Source organism: Shewanella glacialimarina, assembly GCF_020511155.1.
GTDB classification, from domain to species: Bacteria; Pseudomonadota; Gammaproteobacteria; order Enterobacterales; family Shewanellaceae; genus Shewanella; species Shewanella glacialimarina.
Genome location: NZ_CP041216.1, coordinates 1,869,832 through 1,894,093 on the forward strand (window position 1 = coordinate 1,869,832; position 24,262 = coordinate 1,894,093).

The following is a 24,262-nucleotide window of genomic DNA, read 5'->3' on the forward strand; positions in this document are numbered from 1 at the left end:
GGATAGTATTAATGAGCTTGCTTGAGAGCTTTAATTTTCTATTAGCACAACGACAAATTATTTTGTCGTCATTTCAGTGTGAGCCTAAAAATCTAGCAGATAATACTCAATCATTATTAATTACATTAAAAATGCTACTTCAGGAGGGAGGTGTTTCTCATCCTTTGCTTAATGCAAAAACATCAACCGATTTTATCTCAGCATTAGAGAGTGAAGCTGAATACAGTATCGAAAATCAACTTGTGATAATGCAGTTACTTTTACATCTTCATTACAAGCATGCTCCAGATAAACAGGTTGATGTTTTTCAAAAGTTATTTGAAAGTTCAACTGTTAACTCCGATAAATATCTACCTTACCTTGCGCTTATCGCAAGCCAACAAAATATAGACAAAATCCCTTTTAGAACAACAAATAAAATGTCGGTTCAAATACATCAATATTTATTATTTTGTCTTTATAGGGGGAAGCGATTAAAACGTAAAGGTGCGGCTGAAGTGCTAGAGGTTTCAATGACGCCAATGACGACGTTATACATTGAGATGCTTATGGAAACACCAAAGGAGCCGCTAGCTTTGTATACAGACTTTGTAGAACTAGCACTTTGTAATAATGTATTGTTTGACATATTTATCACTTCACTAGAAGAACCTATCTTCACTCAACTTGTTAATCTGATGAGCCAAGATAATTCAATGAGAGCTAGAGTCATTGAATTAATGGGTTATTCAGGTTTTAGTAAGTTTGTTCCCTTTCTAGCTCGGGCTATGCAGCAACCGGCACAAACATTGGCGGCCTTTAAAGCATTAAGAACCATCTTGGGTCCAGAACTTGATCATGCCGTTCCATATCAGTGGCAGTTTGAAGATGATCAATCAAAAAGGTGCGAATACTTGCAGTTTTACAGTGCGAAATTGCTTAATCGGTGGCTACTGTTAGCGCCGAAAATGTTAAATGTTCGCATGATAAATGGTATTGAAGTTAACATTGAAACGATTGATAAAATCATTAGTCATTCAAGTCCTGTGCATCAACAAGTCGCTAGGTTACATAAGCTGCGGTTACAAGGTGTGATCAGCCAACCTGCTTCAAAACAGTTTAAGTTAGCATCATGATTGTTAGTGCACGTGAGACTCGTGTCGCAATAGGCTCTAGTAGCGATCCATTGCGACTACTCAACTTTCCTTACAGTGAGCCGCTGGATTTTAATTATCAAGTGGTCGGTGAAAATCACTATGTCGCTGCGATGGACTATGGGCTTGCAACCGATAGCAAAATTAATCGACTAGTGGGTTTATTAGAGAAAATTGAGTTACACGATGAACTTATTTGGCAAGCCTATAAAGACAAGCCAGTATTGTGGTTACTGCCAAACTTGGATACTGCTGAGCTAACGCAGTGGGTAAGCATTCTTCATCAACGCTTTCCCCATTGTTTTAGCCATCCGCAGTGTCGTTTTTTTCCTCAAGGTAGCGCCTCATTATTTTTTGCGCTGAATGCATGTGAATTAATGCAAGAGCAAGAAAATAGTGTTGTAGTCATATCCGTTGACAGCCTTTATTTTATGTTAACTGAGTTAGAAAGCAGTAATGTACTAGTAAACGATACTCAAGATGTCGGTCAAAAACCTGCTGAAGCGGCGATTATAACCATACTTGATAGTACTGAGACCGGAATAAATATTGCAGGATTGTTTCTCGAAAATAGTAGCCTAGTTCAGCAGACTCAAGCGATACAAAATCTATTTTTTCAAGCAAGTCAGATAAATAAGCATGTTTTAAAGCAGCTTTATTTACCGAGTTTTGATCAAACGGTTACTGATAATTGGCTAAATGCTTATGAAAAATTAGCAGGTCACATTGACGAAGACAGTCAAATAAATCAAACCACAAATTTTACCGGACACATAGGTAGCGCTGCGGGTTTATATAACTTTTTACATTTATTTAATCGTTATCAGCAGCATGACTTGTCAGGGAGCAGCCTACAGCTTGAAGTGTCGCAAACACTGCATTTAGGATTGGCAATGTACTCATGGATAGAGAAGGCATAAACACGGATGACAATGAGTAACTTTCGTTTTAAAGGCCATAATCGTCATATCATTATTGCGCCTGTTAGTGCTTCGACGCCATCAGGTTTTCAACTGTTGACCTTTGAACAACCGCATAAACTAGTTGAGTTAATTGAAGAGATTTCACCTCATTTAGTCCGTGATAGAAATGCCTTAATGCAATGCCGGGAACTGGTCACTCATGCAGGACTGACTGCTCAGTTACAGCCTCGTCAGATTGTTGGTAAATTAAATGAAGCAATAACAAGATCATTATTACGTGTTTATAGTGAAATCCCAAAACAGCAGATCCAGCATTCAACAGACACAGCAACCTTAGCGGCAAGTTCCAGTGCCAATAATACAAAAGCGGCTAGAAATAATAAAAGTGGACAAACTACATCCCCTGTACAATCTGGAGTTATCACAAATAACACCCCAACAGAAGTGGCCATAGATCAGCAAGAATGCCGCAGCGACCCGGTTTCAATGCTCAGCGGTGAAGAAATTCTACCTTTAATTGATTTCGAGCTGAATGGTCTGATGCCACTTACCTGGCGCCGATTATACCGTTCAAGTAAAACCCGTGTTAATGTCGGTCTGGGGTTCGGTTGGCGACATAACTTTTGTGTTCAGCTAGAACATCAGTATCAAGCACCTGCCAAAGTAGGCCCTAAAAAGCCAGGTAAATATTGGTTTGAATTAACCGATGACGAAGGCCGTGTGCATGTGTTTGACTCGGTTAAACGTGGGCAAACCAGTATTCAACTTTCAACAGGTTGGTCGTTAGTGCATCAAGTTGATGGCCGCCATGTTCTCATTAAACCCGATGACACTCATTGGGCGTTTGTCAAAAAACAGTTTGCCGGTAAAGACATATGGCAATTAGAGACCATTAGTAATCACCAAGGGCAGTATTTTCAACTTTATTATGATCACTATGGCCGTCTAGACCAAATTACTACAGGGCCCAAACGCGGCGTCTTGTTATTTTACAATGCCCAGGGCAATTTATTAAAAATTGCTTCGTACATGTTAGATAACCAAGGTAAGAAACAGATTCATCAAAATTTGTTAGCCAGTTATCAATATGACGACGCTCAAGCACTTATTGCCGCCACTGACATCAATGGCCGAGTAGAGCGCTACAGTTATGTCAAGGTCAAGTCAGCCGATATCACATCTGACAGTGATCATCAATATAACCCTAAAAATACCACTTATTTATTACATCGCCGAACACGCGCATCTGGCTTTAGCCATCACTTTGCATGGGACGGACAAGATCACCAAGCCAAGTGCATTGAGCAATGGGGTGATGATGATATCTATCATTATCATTTTGAATATACAGCACTTGTTCACGGCGTAAAAAGCCGTTGTACTGACTCTTTAGGTCATAGCGAAACTTTTATTCACAATACACAAGGGCTGTTGACTGAACACCACAACCCGAATGGCAGCATAATACGTCATCAATATGATGCAGTTGGTCGTAAAGTGGCTACCATTGATGCCTGTGATAACAAAATACAATATAACTATAACCATCAAGGACAGTTACTGGCTGTTATTCAAGCCGATGGCGGCACTACGCGGTTTGAATATAATCGTTTAGGTCAAAGAATTGTCACCCGAGATGCCATCGGCCGAACAGCTAAAAGACATTATGATGCCACTGGGCGATTACTATCTGAAACAGGTTTCGATGGTCGTCCAAGTCATTATCAATACAATGATGCTGGGCAGTTAACTCAAAAAGTCGATGTTACTGGTGTAACACATCGCTACCATTGGGACCGCGACGGTGAGTTACTTGCTACACAAGTCGGTGATGCGCTTACCCGTTTTAGTCATGACAGACTGGGGCGTGTTAACGCCACGATTAATCCGCAAGATCTGGTCACTGAATTTATTCGTGACAACAAAGGTCAGATTATCGAAAGTAAATCTTACCCACAAGATCATCAAGACAAGCCTGAAGAAGCCATTAGTCATTATTATCAGTACGATGATGCCGGACGCATTATTCGCCAGCGTCAACAGGCAGATGTGGCTGGCGAGCAAGAGCTCAGTAACGATAGTGAGTATATTGATAACATTATCGACTATGACGGTTTAGCCCAAGCGCGCCAACAAACCTTTGCCGATGGCAGCTGGCTGAAGTTTTTTTACGATAAAGAACGTAACTTAAACCGCATCGAACGCAACGATGGTGCTCAGTACCGTATTGAATACACAGCAACAGAGCAACCTAAAACCTTAATTGGTTTTGATGGCCGTGAACAACATTATCAATATGACGCCAATGATAACTTAGTGGCCGTGAATGACAGTGATATTCGGTTTGTTGAGCTCAAACGTGATGCCATGGGGCGCATTTGTCAGCAAAGTAGCCATGTAAAACTTGAGCCAAGTGCTACATCAGCGCTACTGAATACTCAGAACTTTTATCAATATAACCCGATAGGGCAAATAACTCGCGCCCACAACCAACACCGTACAGTGCAACAACACATTAACGCTCAAGGGCGTATAAATAAGGTATTACAAAGCCAGTGGCAACTTGACTATCAATATGACAACTCTGGCAATCGCAGTGGTTTAACGTTACCTGACGGGCAACAAATTGATTATCAATACAATAAAAACAGTCAACTAAGTGGCATTAGCGTTACAGACAACGGATTTACAGTCAATAGCTCATCGAAACAGCGTATACAGCTGGCTCATTATCACTATTTGCCATCAGGATTATTGCATAAAACGATACAGGGTAATCAACTTGAACTCAGTCATGCCTATGATAGCCATTCAAGATTAATTGAGCAGACATGGCGACATGCTCGCTCAGATAGCGCAGCACCAGAGCTTATATTAGAAGAGCTTGCCTCATCAGAGTCAGCACTATTTGCATCAAGACATTATCAATACGATAAACAACATCAATTACTTCGTTGTGATAGCGAAGTAGTAGAGCAGAGCGCAACGAGTGAGGTTCAAACCTTCCAAGGGCCTGAAACCAAAAGCGCACCCGATGTTAAACAATTTCGCTATAACAACATCAGCCAGCTTGTCAGTGACAGTCATACTCGCGTATCGGCTAACCCTACTGGTAGTGAATCGAGTGTTCAGCAGCAATACCAATGGGATGGATTTGGTAATCCTACCCATTCACTTCGTACTGACAATAACAGTGCAGATGCCAGTGTTAACAGCCCAACAGCTGAATTAGAGCGTGCAGAACACATTCAACACTCATCGTCATCGACTTTATCATCCGATACGGTAAGGCCCAATAAAAACAATCACGATGTAGTGGTAAACAACGACCGCTTAATGAGCATGGCTGGGGTCGATTACCGTTACGACGCCAGTGGCAACCAGATCAGCCAAATTGGCACTAGCGATAAACAACAGCGCAGCTTTAATGGCTTAAACCAACTGGTGCAAATCAACGTAAATGGCAAGCTGACGCAATATGAATATGATGCCTTAGGCCGTCGCAGCGCAAAAATCACTGATCTTGGTCGTACCGACTTTATTTGGGATAATCACCAGCTGATTGGTGAATGCACCTTAGGTGAATACACCTGGTATATTTATCAGCCTGAGACCTTTATACCCGTCGCACTAATTAAGTCCGGGCAGGTTTATTATTACCACCTAGACCAACTCGGCACACCCATTGGCTTGACCGATGAAAACACCCAAATCGTCTGGCGCAGCCAACAAGACGTGTTTGGCCAAACGATTGAAAGCACATCTATTAAAGATAGAGACATTGAAAATGCTGATTATGCTGGTCTGCAAGATAAGATTACTAACCCAATCCGTTTTCAAGGCCAATACTTTGATGACGAATCAGGGTTACACTACAATCGTTTTAGGTACTATAGTCCTCAGCAAGCACGATTTATACATCAAGACCCTATTGGCTTAGTAGGCGGCATAAACCATTATCAATATGCGCCTAATCCAGTTAATTGGGTGGATCCGTTTGGATTGTGTGCGAAGGAAGATGGTGATATTGATGCTATTGATGCGGCTATTGGAGGTGTTGATTTAATCGTGACGGGTATAGTTAATTCTGCACTTGATATAGTAGCGGGTGGTGCAGGTTTAGTTACTTTGGCTTTTTCTGGCGGTGATATTGATGCCGCAACGCATACTATTGCTAGTGTGCAAAATAAACAGATAGGACCATTAACAGGTGCTGGCAATGAGGTCGCTCAGGCTATTGCACCTGTTGTGCAAGAGTATTATGAAGATAAGATGACAGCCTTAGGTGAGGCTGCACTTGATGCGACAGGCTCACCGTTACTTGCTACTATGGCGCATAAGTCTGTTGAAATCGCTGGCACATTAATTGGTGGCAAAGCAGTATTAAATAGTGCTAAAAGTAATTTAATAAAAGGTAAGTTAGCTAAAGGAATAACAGCAGATGAAATTGAGTTAGCTAAAACTAAAGGTACTAGTTTAGAGCAGCTCCAAGCACGAAAGAAGCTCACATTTGATTATATGAATAAAAATGGCTTTACTCAAGACCAAATTTTTGATGCTTTAGGTTCGCCTGATGGCACAAAAGATGGTGGCTTTGATTTAACAAAACCAGTTGAAGTTATGACATTTCCTCCGCCAGACTCAATGACTCAATATGTAGCTCCACATGGATATCCAGGTAATTGGTTTGATCCCTTATCCAATCAAAGCCCAGATTTATTGGGTATTAGTGGCGAAGGCCGAACTTTGAAATCTTTCAAAGTTGTGGATGGAACAGGCTTAAAGTCTACAGCGAAACCAGTTATGGATACTTGGACTACACCAGACAAACCATTATTCACTAATGGTGGTGGCACTCAATTATTAGTAAGTGACAGTGTAAAGGCTGCAATTTCAAAAATTAACTTTATAGGTATTTAAATGAATTTTATGTTGTTAACAAAAAAAGCAAGAGTAGCTAAAAATAGAATTATAGCCAGTGATGTTATCGATCAAAATAGCACATTAATACTTTCAATATTGCAACAGTTAGAATTTATTATTAAATATTCAGAAAAAAAAATTGACCCAAGATCTCAGTTAAAAACAGGGCAAACATTTACGTATAGTGTACTTGCATCTAGAGAGTTTTGCAGCCCAGAGGAATTAGCCATTAAAAACTTACTAGATGAGGTATCACGAGAAATGTATAGTGAAGATTATTGAAATTATGCATTTTTGTAATATTAAAAATTTAACCAATTAATATTGGCATTCTAACAATGGATAAAACTAAATTTTCTCAAGAACAAATAGATAAAAATAAACTTTTCAAAGAGCATCTTGATAGACGACTAATTGAGAAAGAGGAAAAATTTCAAAGAAGCAAAACCGAGGCTCCATTAATTGGTAAAGAATTATTTGACTTGAATGAGCTTCAGAAATACTAGAGCTACCGCTATGAAAAAAACTCTACACCAGAAGAGATAAAAGATGCGATGAATGAAATTGAAAGGGATTATTATTTGGCTGGTAAGTAGTTTTTGACAATGAGAGCATATGGGGAACATCTCATGGAAATGGAATTATATCGCTAAATTGTCAAAAATCAGTTCCTGAAAATTAAAGAATTACAGATTTTATCTCTTATTAAAATCAACAATGACAAGGATAATACGATGTCATCAATAAAAATAACTCAAGCTGTCGGGCTGGGTGGCGCTAACAATGTAAACGATGTAAAAACAGTTCAAAGCGGTTTAAACAAACTACTTAAATTCATTCCTCCTACAAAATCATTAATTGTTGATGGCCGTTTAGGCACTAGGCCTGAAAGCTCTAAAACTGTTGCAGCGATTAAGTTATTTCAAAGCAAAGTACTTAATATGGTACGTCCAGATGGCAAAATTGACGCGAATGGTCGAACTTATCGAAAGATGAATGAAATATTGATAGCAAAGAGCATTCAGATCGCAGGCATGCAAGACCCTAAATTTTTCATGGCAAATGTAATAAAGCCGGCTCTTTTGAAAATAGGTTTAGCCTCCAGAAAAGCAGAAATGTTACTACTAGGAACCGCCATCCAAGAGAGCCGTTTAAAATACCAACAACAATTAGGTGGCGGGCCTGCTTTAAGTTATTTTCAAATAGAACCAGCCCCACACGATGATATTTGGGATAATTATCTAGCGTATAGACCTGAGCTTGCAAAGAAAGTCAGCGAATTGTTGAACAATGATGACAAATTACAAGAGCTAAAAGATAATGATCTATATGCATGTGCTATGGCAAGAGTGCATTATTTAAGGGCTCCAGCAGGGTTACCATCAGAGGATGATCTTCATGGTCAGGCAGCGTATTGGAAATCCTATTACAATACGCCGTTAGGTAAGGGAACGATTCAAGAGTATGTTCATAATTGGCAAACCTATGGGGTTAAGTAATGACGTTATATAAATCTATTTTTGCAGTCTTATTATTGACCGCTAGCCATTTTGCTGCAGCGTCAGATTGTATTCAAATAAAAGTGATAAAGCCGATAGTAGTGCAATTTACTAGTGATGATGTTAAGTCAAAAAGATTTGATCAAGTTAAACTTTTACATGAAGATAAATTGGGCATTTGTTTACCGACTCTTGACACCTATGTTTTAGCATATAATGAAGGTGTTCCATTTATTGCTGCTCGTTTGAAGGGACACACGCCAAATATCACATTGATAAAAAAAGATGAGATTGAGTATGCCTTGATTAAATATCATACGGGGAACAAGCTTCAGGTATTGAAAGGGTACCAATATGTAGACTCTGATTTAATTGAACTTCCAAACTTTACCTTAAGTAGTAATTTAAGCCAAATCAATATCGTTAATGGAAGTATTGAAGTTAACAATACCGAATTAGTTAATGATAAGGTAATAAACCAATTGGCATACTATGATTTTGACCTAACGGGTATACATAAAAAGCGTTAAAATAATATCATTGGCATTCATCTCAGTTGCTGTGCTGTCAGCTGATAAGGCTACTGAATTAAATGGCACTGCCAGGCCAAGAGACACTATCGTTAGCGTAGAATATATTCCTTATTATCACCGTTTTTCGCGAGTGGTGGTTAACGCTTTTCTGTGTGGCATTTAACTCGAAGAATAACGTTTACACACATAGGGTTCTATAAAAAATGGTAAAATTAACAAAGATTATCTTTTATCCTTTCAACTATTAATTATTTCATTGTCTTGGTGATTAGTGGTCTCATACCCACATTAAATAAACTTATCACCATAATATCTGATGCCTAGTTTCCTACAGAAATTAGGTGGAATTAACATCATTAACAAAGTAAAGGAATACTATGCACGATATATTTGGCGAAATTAGACGCGAATTTTACACTCAAACAATCAAGGAGTGGTTAGGTTGGATTGTGGGGACATTTTTGCTGGTGGTATTGATTAAATGGTTTGCTCAGCAATATGACGTCCCAGAATTTGAATTTCATGTCTGGGTTTCAGCCACTCTTTATCTCTGGTATGTATCTACCATTAGCTTATTAATCGGTAGCACTTACTTTATAGCCCGTAATGCTCAAACCATGCTAGAGAGACGTGCGTCACATCCGCAAAAGCCTGACAGTATTGATTTAACCAATGACTTAATCCGAGTTAAAAAATCAAGATTAAAGCCGGAGTAATTGCAGTTGTTGCGCATATTATCAATGCTGGCGTTGTTTACTTTGTTACCGGTCACGTTCCTGGCATGACGTCAGAATATCAATTGTATGCTGTGATTGGGGTGTTTGCGATTGCCGCCATTAAACCTGCGATGTTAGCGGTAAACGCTATTCGTATGGAGATTTTTGGCATGATTGAAGAGGCGGATTATCCGCAGAAATCGGTTTCTGATTTATGGCGAGTGGTGAATGACTTTAACTACTATGAAGAACGATTAGAAAAAGTATTCGAGCGTATAGATGACGCTAAGCAGGAGTTCAGCCGTGAAAAAGAGTTGACTATTGCTGATATTGTTGAAAAATTAACACTATATAAAGCAGAATTACACTCTGCATTTGATGAAAAAATAACACTTTTCTCATCATCAGACAGCGCAAGGGAAGCGGCTTATAACGCGTTAAAAGAAGCACAAGCACCATTAAGTAAAGAAGTCAGTAAAATATTGGCTGAACTGCAAAATTTACAAAGCTTTGTGATTGATTTACGTGATAAAAATATCAAGGGAGAGCAATTGATGTCAGCATTAAAAGAATTTGGCATTGAGTCATTAGCTGATTTAAATGTGAGTTTTCAAAAATCGATTGTGACGCATAATCCACCCTTACGAAGTGTGCTACCGCCAATTGTAGATGAAGAAATACGCAGCTAAATGTCGTTTGGGGTCAAGATTATCAATTTAGTGATTGATGAACCCACGGCACTTTACTTTAAAGATTGAATCATTCCTTTAGTGCGAAACCCTGTTTAGTTCTTTAAAAATGGATAGCCAAAATATAGGTACATTACTGGTTAACGCACCTGCTTTTAATTGGGGGTAAAGTCTTGGCTATACCTTAGATGACACGCCTGTCGAAGGTTGTTGTTTAGTCGTTAAAGAGGGCAATATTCTACCTCATGCCTATGGTTTATGTATGAAAGTTCATAGTTACTGGTAGTAGTATTTCAACAACATAACTGTCAATTAAGTGGCATTACATTAATAGACAGTAGCTTTACAGGCCATGGCCCATCGAAGCCGATTGTGCAGCTGGCTCATTATCACTATCTGTCATCAGGATTATTGCATAAAACGATACAGGGTAATCAGCTTGAACTCACTCATGCGTATGATAGCCATTCAAGATTAATTGAGCAGACATGGCGACATACGAGCTCAAATAACGTAGCACCAGAGCTTATATTAGAAGAGCTTGCCTCATCAGAGTCAGCACTATTTGCATCAAGACATTATCAATACGATAAACAACATCAATTACTTCGTTGTGATAGCGAAGTAGTAGAGCAGGGCGCAACGAGTGAGGTTCAAACCTCCCAAGGGTCTGAAACCAAAAGCGCGCCCGATGTTAAGCAATTTTGCTATAACAACATCGGCCAACTCGTCAGTGACAGTCATACTCGTGTATCGGCTAACCCTACTGGCAACAAAATCCGTGTTCAGCAACAATACCAATGGGATGGATTTGGTAATCCTACTCATTCACTTCGTGCTGACAATAACAGTGCAGATGCCAGTGTTAACAGCCCGGCAGCTGAATTAGAGCGTGCATAACACATTCAACACTCATCGTCATCGACTTTATCATCCGATACGGTAAGGCCCAATAAAAACAATCACGATGTAGTGGTAAACAACGACCGCTTAATGAGCATGGCTGGGGTCGATTACCGTTACGACGCCAGTGGCAACCAGATCAGCCAAATTGGCACTAGCGATAAACAACAGCGCAGCTTTAATGGCTTAAACCAACTGGTGCAAATCAACGTAAATGGCAAGCTGACGCAATATGAATATGATGCCTTAGGCCGTCGCAGCGCAAAAATCACTGATCTTGGTCGTACCGACTTTATTTGGGATAATCACCAGCTGATTGGTGAATGCACCTTAGGTGAATACAGCTGGTATATTTATCAGCCTGATACTTTTACACCTGTAGCACTCATTAAAGCAGGGCAAGTATATTATTATCACCTAGACCAACTCGGCACACCGATTTGCTTAACGGATGAAAATGCTAAAATTGTCTGGCGCAGTCAGCAAGACGTGTTCGGCCAGACAATTGAAAGCACATCTATTAAAGATAGAGATTTTAAAGATGCGGATAATGAGCATGCTGATGTTGATTATGCAGGCCAGCAAAAAAACATTGCTAACCCAATTCGTTTTCAAGGCCAATACTTTGATGCTGAATCTGGTTTACACTACAATCGTTTTAGGTACTACAGCCCCGATCAAGCTCGATTTATACATCAAGACCCTATTGGCTTAGTGGGTGGCATAAACCATTATCAATATGCTCCTAATCCAGTTAACTGGGTGGATCCGTTTGGGTTGTGTAAAGAAGACTCGCAGACTTATGCTGCTCGTAAAAAAATGCTAGCAAATAGCAATGGCACCATGACCACATTAGATGCATTTACAGATGAAAGTGCAATGGGAGAAGCTTGGGATAAAGCTGCAATAGATGAAAATTGGCTTGATGAAAGAAGGTTATTACATGTTGACATCCTAAATAGAGTAACAGTAAATGCTTTATCTAAAACACAAACACTTCTAGGTGTTGTGGTTGAATTAGCCGGACACTTCAATAAAGGAATATAATAATGCCATTATTGAGGTGAATATGACTAAACGAATAAATAAACAATATCCAGATGATTTTAAACAAGAAGCTGTCGCTTTGGTTCTTGAACAAAATTACACGATAGTCCAAGCAGCAGCGTCTTTAGGTATTACAGATAAAATTCTTTATAACTGGGTGGCTAAACAAAAAAAGCTAACTCAAGGCGATGCATTATCTGTAGATGAACGCACTGAGCTCATGTTATTGCGTAAAGAGAATAAACGCTTATTGATGGAGCGCGAAATACTAAAAAAGGCCAGCGCCTTCTTTGCGAAAGAAATGAAGTAAGGTATTCATTTATCAATAATCTTGAGTCGAAATTTCCTATTTCGATGGCGTGTAAAGTGATGCAAGTCAGTTCGTCAGCGTATTACGTTTGGCTTAAAAGGCCTGGTGAGCTTATCACTGCTGACACTCTAGAATTATTTCGTCGAGCTAAAGCATTATTCAAGGCCAGTAGAAACAGCCTAGGTAGCAGAGAGTTAGCTAAAGCATTACGCAAAGAAGGGGTTAGCATTACACGTTATCGCACTATTAAGTTAATGGCGCGATTGAAACTGGTGGTAACGCAACGTCTGGCTTATAAAGTCACCACAAAGCGTAAACACAGTGATAGCGTGGCTGATAATTTGCTTAATATGAATTTTAATCCTGTTGGGCCAAACCAAGTATGGGCAGGTGATGTGAGCTATCTTAAAACAGGTGAAGGTTGGCTATATCTTGCCGTTGTAATGGATTTGTATTCTCGCAGAATCGTCGGCTGGCATATCTCTAAGCGTATGACGAGAAGCTTAGTGGAGAAAGCATTTTTGAAGGCTTACAACTTGCGAAAACCACCTAAAGGCTTAGTATTTCATAGCGATAGAGGTTCGCAGTATACGAGTAAAGGGTATCGACGTTTATTAAAACAATTGAACTGTCGAGCGAGTATGGGTGATGTCGGTGCGTGTTGGGACAATGCAGTTGTGGAGCGTTTCTTTGGTAGTTTAAAGCATGATTGGCTATTAAAAATACCACAGCCAACTCGTCACCATATGTGTGATGATGTAGCTAAATATATGAAATATTACAATCTAGAGCGACTGCACTCGGCAAATGCTGATCAGTCACCGATAGATTTTGAAATTTCTTTTAGAAAAGTGTCCGGTTGGAGTTGACCAGAACAGAGTAACCCATCTGTATCCAGCAGAACTTGGAATCGAAGCTTATATAACGGTAGCTCCCAGGAGTATGCAAGGCTTGAAGTTGCCATGACGTTAGATTCTTCAGAGGCTTTGAAGTCGACTTCATGGGGGCGTTTTCAAATTATGGGCTTTAATTATAGTGAGTCAGGTTTTACTAGCGTAGAAGCATTTGTTAAAGCAATGTTCAGCTCAGAAAGAAAACAGCTTGATGCTTTCGTTAGCTTTGTAAAGAATAAAGGGCTAGAAAAGTACCTAATAACGCTAGACTGGGCTTCATTTGCCAAAGGTTATAACGGGTCGCAGTACGAACAGAATAAGTATGATGTTAAATTACAGAAGGCATTTGAAAAATATGACAAAAAGTAAACTCTCTAACGCTTTGTGGGTTTTACCCTTATTTTTAGTTGCATCGTGTAGTGCCTCTCAGCGTGATGAGGCAGAGATTATATTTAAATGCCACGCTGAGCAGCCCAAATCGATTGATGTTGTTATTAATAAAATGGATAACACGTTTAAATTAGAGCAATTTAACATTGCAAGTTCAAAGCTTGCTAATACAACGCTAATTAGTGATGTGAGTAAATCGAGCTTCCACCGCTCTTTAGCCACTGAGCACAGTATTACTTTTACACACGGCGATAGTGAAGTTATCGTGAGTGACTACTACAGCGAAGAACTTAATATGATTACTAAAGAAACATCAGTAACAATACAAAAAAATGGTAAAAAAGAATATTGGCTTTGTGATGATTCAGGTTTTAGTAAGTTGGGCTCTATTGAAGATTTCTAGTGAATTAAAAATGTTCATTATCTTGCTAAAATCAAAGTGATTAAAGTAGAATAAATGTACCAAGATGATGAATTAGAAAAGCAGGTCTATTTTGCTGAACAGGCTCATTCATACCTTCGCCTATGTTTTCTTTTACAGTTTATATTTCTCAAAAAAGAGTTTCTTCAGAAGAGACTTTGACACGGGGAAAACATTTTTGTTTACTTTGTCATTGTTATATCTTTCACCAACGCAGCAGGTCCGAGGTGGAATCATTCAATTGATATAGATGATCACAACTTAACAATTAATGTTGCCGCGGAGCGGTGCCAAAAAAGCTTAATTAATGCTCCTAAAAGCTGGAACTATGGTGTAAAAAAGCCATTAATATGGGTTCTTGGAGAGGTTTAGTACCTCTTAACTTGCACACCGGTAATGGTGATCCGGATTATAATAGAGTCATCAGCAAAGACTAATTTGAGTGTAACTACCACCAACTCAAAATTGATTTACTGTAAACGACTTTAATCTGTTAAAGTTTTTAATATTAAATGTTCCAAAAAACATGCTTTTAACCGATTATAAATCATCAAAGATGTTTAGGGTTGGTTTATACACTACGTTTAATAGTCACCGACATCTAAATTTAAATAACAAAAAAGCGCCTTTCGGCGCTTTTTTAGTTTGGTTAATCAATAGATTAACGTTTGTCTAAACTCACAAATTCACGGGCTGACTCACCAGTATATAACTGACGAGGGCGGCTGATTTTGTGACCTGGTTGATCTAACATTTCTTTCCAATGTGAAATCCAGCCAACGGTACGTGACAATGCAAATAGCACTGTAAACATATCATTAGGAATACCAATGGCTTTCATGATAAGACCAGAGTAGAAGTCAACGTTCGGGTATAGCTTCTTAGAGATGAAGTACTCATCTTCAAGTGCAATACGCTCAAGTTCCATTGCTACGTCGAGTAATGGATCGACTACTTTAAGCTCTTCTAAGACTTCATGACAGGTTTCACGCATCACTTTTGCGCGAGGGTCGAAGTTCTTATAAACGCGGTGTCCGAAGCCCATTAAGCGGAATGGGTCATTCTTGTCTTTCGCTTTGGCGATAAACTCAGGGATACGATCCACAGAACCAATCTCTTCAAGCATAGCAAGACAAGCTTCGTTTGCGCCGCCGTGAGCAGGGCCCCATAGTGATGCGATACCCGCTGCGATACACGCAAATGGGTTAGCACCAGAAGAACCAGCTAAACGCACAGTAGATGTCGAAGCATTTTGTTCATGATCAGCATGGAGTACAAAAATACGGTCCATTGCTTTTTCTACAACAGGGTTAACTTTATATTCTTCGCAAGGTGTTGCGAACATCATTGATAAGAAGTTACCCGCATAGCTTAAGTCATTACGTGGATACACAAATGGTTGACCCATTGAGTATTTGAAACACATTGCAGCAATCGTAGGCATTTTTGACACCAAACGATAAGCTGCTATTTCACGATGCTTAGAATTGTTTACATCAAGAGAGTCTTGATAGAAAGCAGACAGTGCACCTGTCACACCACATAGCATTGCCATTGGGTGTGCGTCACGACGGAAACCGCGGAAGAAGAAAGCGATTTGCTCGTGAACCATAGTGTGTTCTTTCACTGTAGCTTCAAACTTGTCGAAATCAGCCTTAGACGGTAGCTCTCCGTATAAAAGCAAGTAGCATAAATCTAAATAAGTTGATTCAGTTGCAAGTTGATCAATCGGATAACCACGGTGTAATAAAATACCTTGATCACCATCGATATATGTAATTGCAGACTCACAAGAAGCTGTTGCTAGAAAGCCTGGATCGAAAGTGAAATAACCTTTCTTCCCTAATGTACTGATGTCGATTACATCAAACCCTTCAGTACCTTTCTTGATTGGTAAGTCGATTGAATCGTTACCTGGTAACTCTAATTTGGCTATATTATCAGCCATACCCCGTTCTCCTTACGTCATTCTATATCTATGAGTGCGGCATGTTAAGCGGACATTACTTTACAGTGAATAGGGATGACAGATCAATTTAAATAAGCGTTTAAATTTGTTAGACCAAGGTATATATCTAGCTGAAAGCCTTGTGGTATAGGCTTTAGAATAAAAAAATCATAAAAAAACAGAATTTGCATAATGTGATGTTTGTATTTGACAATTCTCACGAGTATACTTGCCTACGTCCCTAAGGGCGACAAACATCACACTTTAGAAATAATTACTTTACAAACTAAACTAGTGATTTCTCAATTGCTTAGATGTTTGATAGTAATTTCTTTTTTGCTCAAATAATGTAATAAACATTTTTTGACCTTGATGCGTTTAAAGCAAAAAAGAGATACATAAAAAAATAATGCTCAATGGAGCTGAGTGAGCAGAACGTGAAAAAGCAAAGACCTGTCCATCTAGACCTGCAGACGATAAGCTTCCCTGCGACAGCTATCGCATCTATCCTACACCGCATTTCCGGTGTCATCATGCTATTCGCTATTGGTATTCTTTTGTGGTTGTTAAATTCTACTTTAACCTCTGCAGAAGGCTTCGCTAGCGTACAAACCTTGTTTGATGGTTTCGTAATGAAGTTCATCCTTTGGGGCATTCTAACCGCGCTTGGATATCACTTATTAGGTGGCATACGTCATTTGATTATGGATACTGGTCGTTGGGAAGAGCTAGCTTCAGGTATAGCTTCAGCTAAAGTGATGTTTGCTTTAGCAGCAACCTTTTCTATCATAGCGGGGATTTGGGTATGGTAACTAACGCAGCAAGTTTTGGACGTAGTGGTGTCCATGACTATATTTTACTACGCGCCAGTGCGGTAATCCTAGCTTGTTATACTATTTTCTTGGTGGGATTTATTGCGTGTAGTTCTCCACTGACTTTCGAAATTTGGCATGGCTTGTTTAGCGCATTGCCGATGAAAGTATTTACTCTGTTAGCCTTAGTTGCTTTACTCGTCCACGCTTGGATTGGTGTATGGCAAGTATTGACTGACTATGTAAAAAGCACATCGTTACGTGGTGTATTACAATTTACCTTCGTTGTGACCGCATTCAGTTATTTAGCGGCCGGCATCGTGATAGTGTGGGGTGTATAAGTGAGTATTCCAGTACGCGAATTTGATGCAATCGTGATTGGCGCCGGTGGCGCTGGTATGCGAGCAGCATTACAGATTTCTAAAGAAGGTAAAAGCTGTGCGCTTTTATCAAAAGTGTTTCCTACTCGTTCTCATACCGTGTCTGCGCAAGGTGGTATCACTGTTGCGTTAGGTAATGCGCATGAAGATCACTGGGAACAACACATGTACGATACGGTGAAAGGTTCTGATTTTATCGGCGACCAAGAAGCCATTGAGTTTATGTGTAAAACCGGTCCAGAAGCGATTATCGAACTTGAGCAAATGGGTTTACCATTCTCTCGTTTCGAAAATGGCACTATCTACCAACGACCTTTTGGTGGCCAATCAAGAAACTTTGGTGGTGAGCAAGCTGCGCGTACCGCTGCTGCCGCAGACCGAACAGGTCATGCACTATTGCATTGTTTGTATCAACAAAACGTCAAGCATAAAACAGATGTTTATTCTGAATGGTATGCTTTAGATCTTGTTAAAAATGAAGATGACGTTGTTGTTGGTTGTACTGCGATTGAAATTGAAACCGGCAACATTGTTTATTTCAAAGCAAAAGCAACTATTTTAGCAACTGGCGGAGCAGGGCGTATTTATGCGTCAACCACTAATGCGCACATCAATACTGGTGATGGCGTTGGTATTGCGGCTCGTGCTGGTGTTCAGTTACAAGACATGGAAATGTGGCAGTTCCACCCTACGGGTATTGCTGGCGCAGGTACATTGGTGACTGAAGGTTGTCGCGGCGAAGGTGGATATCTTTTAAATAAAGATGGCGAACGTTTCATGGAACGTTATGCACCCAATGCCAAAGATTTAGCATCGCGTGACGTGGTAGCACGTTCAATGATGACTGAAATTCGTGAAGGTCGTGGTTTAGATGGTCCTTTAGGTCCACACTTATTACTTAAGCTTGATCATTTAGGCAAAGAGACCCTTGAAGCCCGTCTTCCCGGTGTGTGTGAATTATCACGTACTTTTGCTCACATTGATCCGGCTGATGGTCCAATTCCTGTTATTCCAACTTGTCATTATATGATGGGTGGTTTACCGACTAAAGTCAGTGGTCAAGTTATTCGTCAGAATGTTGATGGTACTGAGCAAGACGTACTAGGTTTATTTGCTGTAGGTGAAATAGCTTGTGTTTCAGTACACGGTGCCAATCGCTTAGGTGGTAACTCTCTTCTTGATTTAGTGGTATTTGGTCGTGCAGCAGGTCAGCACTTAGGTAAAGCTTTAGACGCTACACCTGATCCAAAACCGGCCACAGACGTAGAAATTAGTGCATCACTTGCTCGTCTTAATCGTTGGGAAAGCAACAAAGACGGTGAAGACCCTTCGGTTATCCGTAAAGAGCTTCAATTGTGTATGCAGTTAAATTTCTCTGTTTTCCGCAGTGGTGATTCCATGGCAGAAGGTCTAGAACAGCTACAAGCAATCCAAAAGCGTCTTGAGAAGGCTAAGCTATCTGATAATTCTGATGAATTTAATACTCAACGTATTGAATGTTTAGAATTAGATAACTTAATGTCAACAGCGCTGGCAACTGCTTATGCAGCTAACTTCCGTACTGAAAGCCGTGGTGCACATTCTCGTGAAGATTATTTAGAGCGTGATGATGATAACTGGTTATGCCACAGCTTGTATGATCCAAAAACACAAGCTATGACAAAACGTGATGTCAATATGACACCTAAATTACGTGATGCGTTTCCACCGGTAAAACGTACCTATTAGGCAGGAGTTGCAAAGATGAAATTAACATTTGCATTGTATCGTTATAATTCTGATGTAGATACCAAGCCTTATATGAAGGACTACACCTTAGAAGTGCCTGATGGCTCTGATATGATGGTGTTAGATGCATTAATTAAGCTGAAAGAACAAGACCCAACAATTGCGTTTCGTCGTTCATGCCGTGAAGGCGTGTGTGGTTCTGACGGTGTTAACATGAATGGTAAAAACGGCTTAGCGTGTATTACGCCAATTTCGACCTTTAAAGGGAAAAAAATTGTAGTTCGTCCTTTGCCAGGCATGCCAGTAGTGCGAGATTTGGTCGTTGATCTAACTCAGTTCTATAAGCAATACGAAAAAATTAAGCCTTATCTTATCAACGATGAAAAGGCCCCTGCGCGTGAGCATTTACAATCACCTGAAGAGCGCGAGCATTTAGATGGTTTATACGAATGTATCATGTGTGCATGTTGTTCTACGGCTTGTCCTTCTTTCTGGTGGAATCCAGATAAGTTTATCGGACCAAGTGGTTTATTACATGCGTATCGTTTCTTAATTGACAGCCGTGATACCGCTACTGAAGAGCGTTTATCTGAGCTTGACGATGCTTACAGTGTGTTCCGTTGTCACGGAATTATGAACTGTGTTGATGTTTGTCCTAAAGGACTCAACCCAACTAAAGCCATCGGTCATATCAAGTCAATGTTATTGAAACGAGCTGTTTAATGAACACAGAAGAGCCTTTAAATTCGTTTAATTAGCTCTTTATGAGAGTCATCTTCATATTGGAGATGGCTCTTTTGTGTGTTTACGGATTACCTTTGTCATTAATTTGTTAGATCCGTTATTTAGTACAAGTCTTTGGCAGAGATAGAAGTTAAGCATGACGATTGTGTTAATTGTTATGCATTATGGCTAGCACGTGTATCAAGTTTGAAAGGAATAACAATGCACCAAGGCATCATGAAAGCCTGGCTCGAGTCGTCTCACTTAAGTGGTTCGAATGCGACCTATGTAGAAGAGATGTATGAAGCCTATCAAGAAGATCCGCAATCAGTTTCCGCTGATTGGCAGGTCGTTTTTGATAATCTCCCACCTGTTAATGGTAGTTCTGTTGAAGTACCAGAGGTTTCCCACTCTAAAGTTCGTGACTATTTTCGTAGTTTAGCCTTAGAAAGCCGTGCGAAAGGGGCTGCTCGTGTCAGTGACCCAGAGTTAGATGCAAAGCAGGTTAAAGTACTGCAATTAATTAACGCTCATCGTTTCCGTGGTCATCAAAATGCTAACCTAGATCCATTAGGTATGTGGAAGCGTGACTTGGTTCAAGAGCTAGATCCTGCTTACCACGGCTTAACCGCTGAAGATATGCAGCGTGAGTTCAACACGGGTTCATTCGCATTAGGCGGTGAGACCATGAAACTTGCGGATATTATTTTTGCCCTTAAGAGTAGCTACTGTGGCTCGATTGGTGCGGAATATATGCACATCACTGATACCGACGAAAAACGTTGGATCCAGCAACGTCTAGAGCCAACCTTAGGTAAGGCTAATTACGACAATGCGGTTAAAAAACGTATTCTTGAAGGCCTAAATGCTGCTGAAGGTATTGAAAAATACTTAGGTGCAAAATTTCCAGGCGCTAAACGTTTCTCTTTAGAAGGTGGTGATTCGCTTGTTCCAATGATGCGCGAAATCATTTACCGTGCAGGTGAAGCGGGAACTAAAGAAATCGTCGTAGGTATGGCTCACCGTGGCCGTTTAAACTTACTCATTAACGTGCTCGGTAAACGTCCTAGTGAATTATTTGACGAGTTTGCTGGCAAGCATGCAGACACGCATGGTTCAGGTGACGTTAAATATCACCAAGGGTTCTCATCAGATTTTGAAACGCCAGGTGGCAATGTTCACTTAGCGTTAGCTTTTAATCCATCACACCTTGAGATCGTTAACCCAGTGGTTATCGGTTCCGTACGCGCTCGTCAAGATCGTCGCGGCTGTAAAGATGGCTTACAAGTTATGCCCATTACCATTCATGGTGACTCAGCTATTACTGGGCAGGGTATCGTACAAGAGACATTTAACATGTCTCAAACCCGTGGTTTTACAGTGGGTGGTAGTATCCGCATCGTGGTTAATAACCAGGTTGGTTTTACCACATCTAACCATGCAGATGTCCGGTCAACAGAATACTGTACTGATATTGCTAAGATGGTTCAGGCACCGATTTTCCACGTTAACTCAGATGACCCTGAAGCTGTTGCGTTTATTTCGCAGCTGGCTGTGGATTACCGTAATGAGTTTAAGCGTGATGTGGTGATTGATTTAGTTTGTTATCGTCGTCATGGCCATAACGAGGCTGATGAACCTAGTGCAACACAGCCGTTGATGTACGCAAAAATTAAAAAACACCCAACGCCGCGTAAAATTTATGCTGATAAGTTAATTGCTGAAAACAGCATTGCTGCTGATGAAGTTACTGGCTTAATTAATCATTACCGTGATGCGCTTGATGCCGGTGACTGTGTGGTCAAAGAGTGGCGTCCAATGACGTTACATACCGTTGACTGGACACCTTATCTGAATCGCGAATGGGATGAAGATTACGCAGGTTCTATGTCAATGGAACGTCTACAAAACTTAGCGAATAAGTTAGTCGATATTCCTGAAAATCATACGTTGCAATCACGTGTTGCCAAAATTTGTGCTGACCGCCTCTCAATGGCAAAAGGTGAGAAGTTACTCGACTGGGGTTTCGCAGAAACTTTAGCCTATGCTTCTATCCTTGAAGACAAAAAACGTGTGCGTATTACTGGCCAAGACTCTGGCCGTGGTACTTTCTTCCATCGTCATGCGGTATTACATAATCAAAAAGACGGTACAACCTATTTACCTTTGCGTAATGTAGCAGAAGAGCAAGCACCGATTGATATTACTGATTCAGTATTATCTGAAGCGTCTGTATTAGCATTTGAGTACGGCTATGCCACAGCAGAACCAGGTGGATTAACCATTTGGGAAGCACAGTTTGGTGACTTTGTTAACTGTGCTCAAGTGGTTATTGACCAATTCTTATCGTCTGGTGAACAAAAGTGGGGCCGCTTATGTGGCTTAACAATGTTATTACCACATGGTTATGAAGGTCAGGGGCCTGAGCATTCCAGTGCTCGTTTAGAACGTTTCTTACAGTTATGTGCTAACCATAATATGCAGGTATGTGTTCCATCAACACCGGCGCAGGTTTATCACATGTTACGTCGCCAAGTGGTACGGCCAATGCGTCGTCCACTAGTGGTGATGTCACCAAAATCTTTGCTACGTCACCCATTAGCTGTGTCTAGCCTAGAAGAGCTTGCTGAAGGTACTTTCCAAAATATCATTGGTGAAATTGATACTTTAGAGGCAAGTAAAGTTGACAGAGTTGTGTTCTGTAGCGGTAAGGTGTATTTCGAGTTACTTGAAAAACGTCGTAAAGAAAATATCACTAACATAGCCATTATTCGTGTTGAGCAGCTGTATCCTTTCCCTGATGTGGAAATGCGTGCGGCATTAGAGAAATATCAACATGTTACTGATTTTGTTTGGTGTCAGGAGGAGCCTCAAAACCAAGGTGCGTGGTACTGTAGTCAGCATCACTTCTGGGCTAACATTCCTGCAGGCGCTCAATTAACGTATGCTGGTCGTGAAGCGTCAGCTGCGCCAGCGTGTGGTTATCCAGGGTTGCATGTACATCAGCAAGAATCATTAGTTAATAGCGCATTAAAACTGTCGTAAAGATAATTTATATAAAGGGAAGCTTTCCATGAGTATCGAAATTAAGGTACCCGTATTACCAGAGTCTGTTGCTGATGCAACAATTGCTACTTGGCACGTTAAGCCTGGTGAACAGGTGTCTCGCGATCAAAACTTAGTTGATATCGAGACCGACAAAGTTGTTCTAGAAGTTGTTGCACCAGAAGACGGTTCAATTTCTGAATTATTATTTGAAGAAGGCGACACCGTTTTAGGTGAGCAAGTTATTGCAAGATTTATTGCAGGTGCCGTGTCTGGACAAGAAGTGACTAAAGCTGAGGCGACAGCGCCTGCTGCTGAAGTTGCATCAGAGCCAAGTTCTGACGAATCAAACGATGCATTAAGCCCATCAGTGCGTCGTTTAATTGCTGAGCATAATCTTGATGCTGCAAAAATTAAAGGTACAGGTGTTGGCGGACGTATCACTAAAGAAGATGTTGAAGCGTTCGCTAAATCAGCACCAGCGGCAAAGTCAGCAGCTGTGTCTGCACCAGTTGCACCGTTAGAAGGTCGTAGCGAGAAACGTGTTCCTATGACTCGTTTGCGTAAAACGATTGCAAAACGTTTGTTAGAAGCTAAAAATTCTACCGCTATGTTAACTACGTTTAACGAAGTGAACATGAAGCCAATCATGGATATCCGTAAGCAATATCAAGATATTTTTGAAAAGCGTCACGGCATTCGTTTAGGCTTTATGTCTTTCTACATCAAAGCGGTAACTGAAGCGCTAAAACGTTTCCCTGAAGTTAATGCTTCAATTGATGGCGATGATATTATTTATCACAACTATTTTGATATCAGCATTGCAGTATCAACTCCTCGTGGCCTGGTAACACCAGTATTACGTGACACCGATACCATGAACTTAGCTGAAATTGAAAAAGCGGTACGTGAACTCGCAATCAAAGGCCGTGACGGTAAGTTGTCTGTTGCAGACATGACCGGCGGTAACTTCACCGTAACTAACGGTGGCGTGTTTGGCTCGTTAATGTCTACGCCGATTTTAAATCTGCCACAAAGTGCAATCTTAGGCATGCATGCTATTAAAGATCGCCCAATGGCAGTCAATGGTCAGGTTGAAATCTTGCCAATGATGTACCTAGCACTCTCTTACGATCATCGTATTGTTGATGGTCGTGAGTCAGTTGGCTTCTTAGTCGCAATTAAAGACTTCTTAGAAGATCCAACTCGTCTACTACTTGATTTATAAGTAGTTAGATAAACCCCT

The 24,262-nt window shown here is 40.4% G+C and carries 20 protein-coding genes and 1 pseudogene; 20 read left to right on the forward strand and 1 reads right to left on the reverse strand.

The window, feature by feature from the left end:
- Positions 1-11: 11 nt before the first annotated feature.
- From FJ709_RS08025 to FJ709_RS08090, 14 genes and pseudogenes are all read left to right on the forward strand, one after another.
- Entirely contained in the window at positions 12-1,115 is a 1,104-nt protein-coding gene (locus FJ709_RS08025; protein ID WP_226415254.1) for a hypothetical protein, read from the forward strand.
- Complete coding sequence (locus tag FJ709_RS08030; protein WP_226415256.1) at positions 1,112-2,053, forward strand: hypothetical protein; 942 nt, start codon at positions 1,112-1,114, stop codon at positions 2,051-2,053. The genes FJ709_RS08025 and FJ709_RS08030 overlap by 4 nt, the downstream gene beginning before the upstream one ends.
- A 12-nt stretch (positions 2,054-2,065) precedes the next feature.
- The gene (locus FJ709_RS08035; protein ID WP_226415258.1) at positions 2,066-6,976 is read left to right on the forward strand and encodes an RHS repeat-associated core domain-containing protein; all 4,911 of its coding nucleotides are present in this window, start codon (positions 2,066-2,068) and stop codon (positions 6,974-6,976) included.
- Complete coding sequence (locus tag FJ709_RS08040; protein ID WP_226415260.1) at positions 6,977-7,261, forward strand: hypothetical protein; 285 nt, start codon at positions 6,977-6,979, stop codon at positions 7,259-7,261.
- Positions 7,262-7,317: 56 nt separating this feature from the next.
- Positions 7,318-7,485, forward strand: coding sequence for a hypothetical protein (locus FJ709_RS08045; RefSeq protein ID WP_226415262.1), 168 nt, complete (start codon positions 7,318-7,320; stop codon positions 7,483-7,485).
- Positions 7,486-7,713: 228 nt separating this feature from the next.
- Positions 7,714-8,478, forward strand: coding sequence for a peptidoglycan-binding domain-containing protein (locus tag FJ709_RS08050; protein ID WP_226415264.1), 765 nt, complete (start codon positions 7,714-7,716; stop codon positions 8,476-8,478).
- Entirely contained in the window at positions 8,478-9,008 is a 531-nt protein-coding gene (locus tag FJ709_RS08055; RefSeq protein WP_226415266.1) for a hypothetical protein, read from the forward strand. The genes FJ709_RS08050 and FJ709_RS08055 overlap by 1 nt, the downstream gene beginning before the upstream one ends.
- A 380-nt stretch (positions 9,009-9,388) precedes the next feature.
- Positions 9,389-9,727, forward strand: a complete 339-nt coding sequence (locus FJ709_RS08060) for a hypothetical protein (RefSeq protein WP_226415268.1) — start codon at positions 9,389-9,391, stop codon at positions 9,725-9,727.
- Between the two features lie 65 nt (positions 9,728-9,792).
- Positions 9,793-10,416, forward strand: coding sequence for a hypothetical protein (locus FJ709_RS08065; RefSeq protein ID WP_226415270.1), 624 nt, complete (start codon positions 9,793-9,795; stop codon positions 10,414-10,416).
- 372 nt (positions 10,417-10,788) lie between these two features.
- Positions 10,789-11,316 carry a hypothetical protein gene (locus FJ709_RS08070; protein ID WP_226415272.1) on the forward strand — a complete coding sequence of 176 codons (528 nt, stop codon included), beginning with the start codon at positions 10,789-10,791 and terminating at the stop codon, positions 11,314-11,316.
- A 93-nt stretch (positions 11,317-11,409) separates the two neighbouring features.
- Positions 11,410-12,366 (forward strand): RHS repeat domain-containing protein, encoded by a 957-nt coding sequence (locus FJ709_RS08075; protein WP_226415274.1) that lies wholly within the window; start codon positions 11,410-11,412, stop codon positions 12,364-12,366.
- Positions 12,367-12,388: 22 nt separating this feature from the next.
- Positions 12,389-13,545 (forward strand): IS3 family transposase gene (locus FJ709_RS08080; RefSeq protein ID WP_226410792.1). Its coding sequence is split into 2 segments (ribosomal slippage): positions 12,389-12,635 and positions 12,635-13,545, totalling 1,158 coding nucleotides; the frame shifts between segments, so codons are not numbered across the junction.
- 66 nt (positions 13,546-13,611) lie between these two features.
- Positions 13,612-13,938, forward strand: a pseudogene (locus tag FJ709_RS08085) (N-acetylmuramidase family protein); the annotation flags it as partial.
- Positions 13,916-14,362, forward strand: coding sequence for a hypothetical protein (locus FJ709_RS08090; RefSeq protein ID WP_226415277.1), 447 nt, complete (start codon positions 13,916-13,918; stop codon positions 14,360-14,362). The pseudogene FJ709_RS08085 and the gene FJ709_RS08090, both read left to right, overlap by 23 nt.
- A gap of 679 nt (positions 14,363-15,041) precedes the next feature.
- Here FJ709_RS08090 and FJ709_RS08095 read toward each other — a convergent pair.
- The gene (locus tag FJ709_RS08095; RefSeq protein WP_226415279.1) at positions 15,042-16,328 is read right to left on the reverse strand and encodes a citrate synthase; all 1,287 of its coding nucleotides are present in this window, start codon (positions 16,326-16,328) and stop codon (positions 15,042-15,044) included.
- Positions 16,329-16,744: 416 nt separating this feature from the next.
- Here FJ709_RS08095 and sdhC point away from each other — a divergent pair, with 416 nt between their 5' ends.
- The 6 genes from sdhC (at position 16,745) to odhB (ending at position 24,244) form a co-directional block, all read left to right on the forward strand.
- Entirely contained in the window at positions 16,745-17,140 is a 396-nt protein-coding gene (gene sdhC, locus FJ709_RS08100) for a succinate dehydrogenase cytochrome b556 subunit (protein ID WP_226415282.1), read from the forward strand.
- The gene (sdhD, locus tag FJ709_RS08105; protein ID WP_226415285.1) at positions 17,134-17,481 is read left to right on the forward strand and encodes a succinate dehydrogenase, hydrophobic membrane anchor protein; all 348 of its coding nucleotides are present in this window, start codon (positions 17,134-17,136) and stop codon (positions 17,479-17,481) included. Before sdhC ends, sdhD begins: the two co-directional genes overlap by 7 nt.
- Complete coding sequence (sdhA, locus tag FJ709_RS08110; protein ID WP_226415288.1) at positions 17,482-19,248, forward strand: succinate dehydrogenase flavoprotein subunit; 1,767 nt, start codon at positions 17,482-17,484, stop codon at positions 19,246-19,248. It begins immediately after the preceding gene.
- A gap of 15 nt (positions 19,249-19,263) precedes the next feature.
- Positions 19,264-19,971, forward strand: coding sequence for a succinate dehydrogenase iron-sulfur subunit (locus tag FJ709_RS08115; protein WP_226415291.1), 708 nt, complete (start codon positions 19,264-19,266; stop codon positions 19,969-19,971).
- Positions 19,972-20,193: 222 nt separating this feature from the next.
- Positions 20,194-23,016, forward strand: coding sequence for a 2-oxoglutarate dehydrogenase E1 component (sucA, locus tag FJ709_RS08120; protein WP_226415294.1), 2,823 nt, complete (start codon positions 20,194-20,196; stop codon positions 23,014-23,016).
- Positions 23,017-23,044: 28 nt separating this feature from the next.
- Positions 23,045-24,244 carry a 2-oxoglutarate dehydrogenase complex dihydrolipoyllysine-residue succinyltransferase gene (gene odhB, locus FJ709_RS08125; protein ID WP_226415296.1) on the forward strand — a complete coding sequence of 400 codons (1,200 nt, stop codon included), beginning with the start codon at positions 23,045-23,047 and terminating at the stop codon, positions 24,242-24,244.
- Positions 24,245-24,262 lie beyond the last annotated feature (18 nt).

Coding starts and splice junctions, on each gene's coding strand:
- FJ709_RS08025 (WP_226415254.1), top strand. CDS start 12: ATGAGCTTGCTTGAGAGCTTTAATTTTCTATTAGCACAACGACAAATT.
- FJ709_RS08030 (WP_226415256.1), top strand. CDS start 1,112: ATGATTGTTAGTGCACGTGAGACTCGTGTCGCAATAGGCTCTAGTAGC.
- FJ709_RS08035 (WP_226415258.1), top strand. CDS start 2,066: ATGAGTAACTTTCGTTTTAAAGGCCATAATCGTCATATCATTATTGCG.
- FJ709_RS08040 (WP_226415260.1), top strand. CDS start 6,977: ATGAATTTTATGTTGTTAACAAAAAAAGCAAGAGTAGCTAAAAATAGA.
- FJ709_RS08045 (WP_226415262.1), top strand. CDS start 7,318: ATGGATAAAACTAAATTTTCTCAAGAACAAATAGATAAAAATAAACTT.
- FJ709_RS08050 (WP_226415264.1), top strand. CDS start 7,714: ATGTCATCAATAAAAATAACTCAAGCTGTCGGGCTGGGTGGCGCTAAC.
- FJ709_RS08055 (WP_226415266.1), top strand. CDS start 8,478: ATGACGTTATATAAATCTATTTTTGCAGTCTTATTATTGACCGCTAGC.
- FJ709_RS08060 (WP_226415268.1), top strand. CDS start 9,389: ATGCACGATATATTTGGCGAAATTAGACGCGAATTTTACACTCAAACA.
- FJ709_RS08065 (WP_226415270.1), top strand. CDS start 9,793: ATGACGTCAGAATATCAATTGTATGCTGTGATTGGGGTGTTTGCGATT.
- FJ709_RS08075 (WP_226415274.1), top strand. CDS start 11,410: ATGAGCATGGCTGGGGTCGATTACCGTTACGACGCCAGTGGCAACCAG.
- FJ709_RS08095 (WP_226415279.1), bottom strand. CDS start 16,328: ATGGCTGATAATATAGCCAAATTAGAGTTACCAGGTAACGATTCAATC.
- sdhC (WP_226415282.1), top strand. CDS start 16,745: ATGGAGCTGAGTGAGCAGAACGTGAAAAAGCAAAGACCTGTCCATCTA.
- sdhD (WP_226415285.1), top strand. CDS start 17,134: ATGGTAACTAACGCAGCAAGTTTTGGACGTAGTGGTGTCCATGACTAT.
- FJ709_RS08115 (WP_226415291.1), top strand. CDS start 19,264: ATGAAATTAACATTTGCATTGTATCGTTATAATTCTGATGTAGATACC.
- sucA (WP_226415294.1), top strand. CDS start 20,194: ATGCACCAAGGCATCATGAAAGCCTGGCTCGAGTCGTCTCACTTAAGT.
- odhB (WP_226415296.1), top strand. CDS start 23,045: ATGAGTATCGAAATTAAGGTACCCGTATTACCAGAGTCTGTTGCTGAT.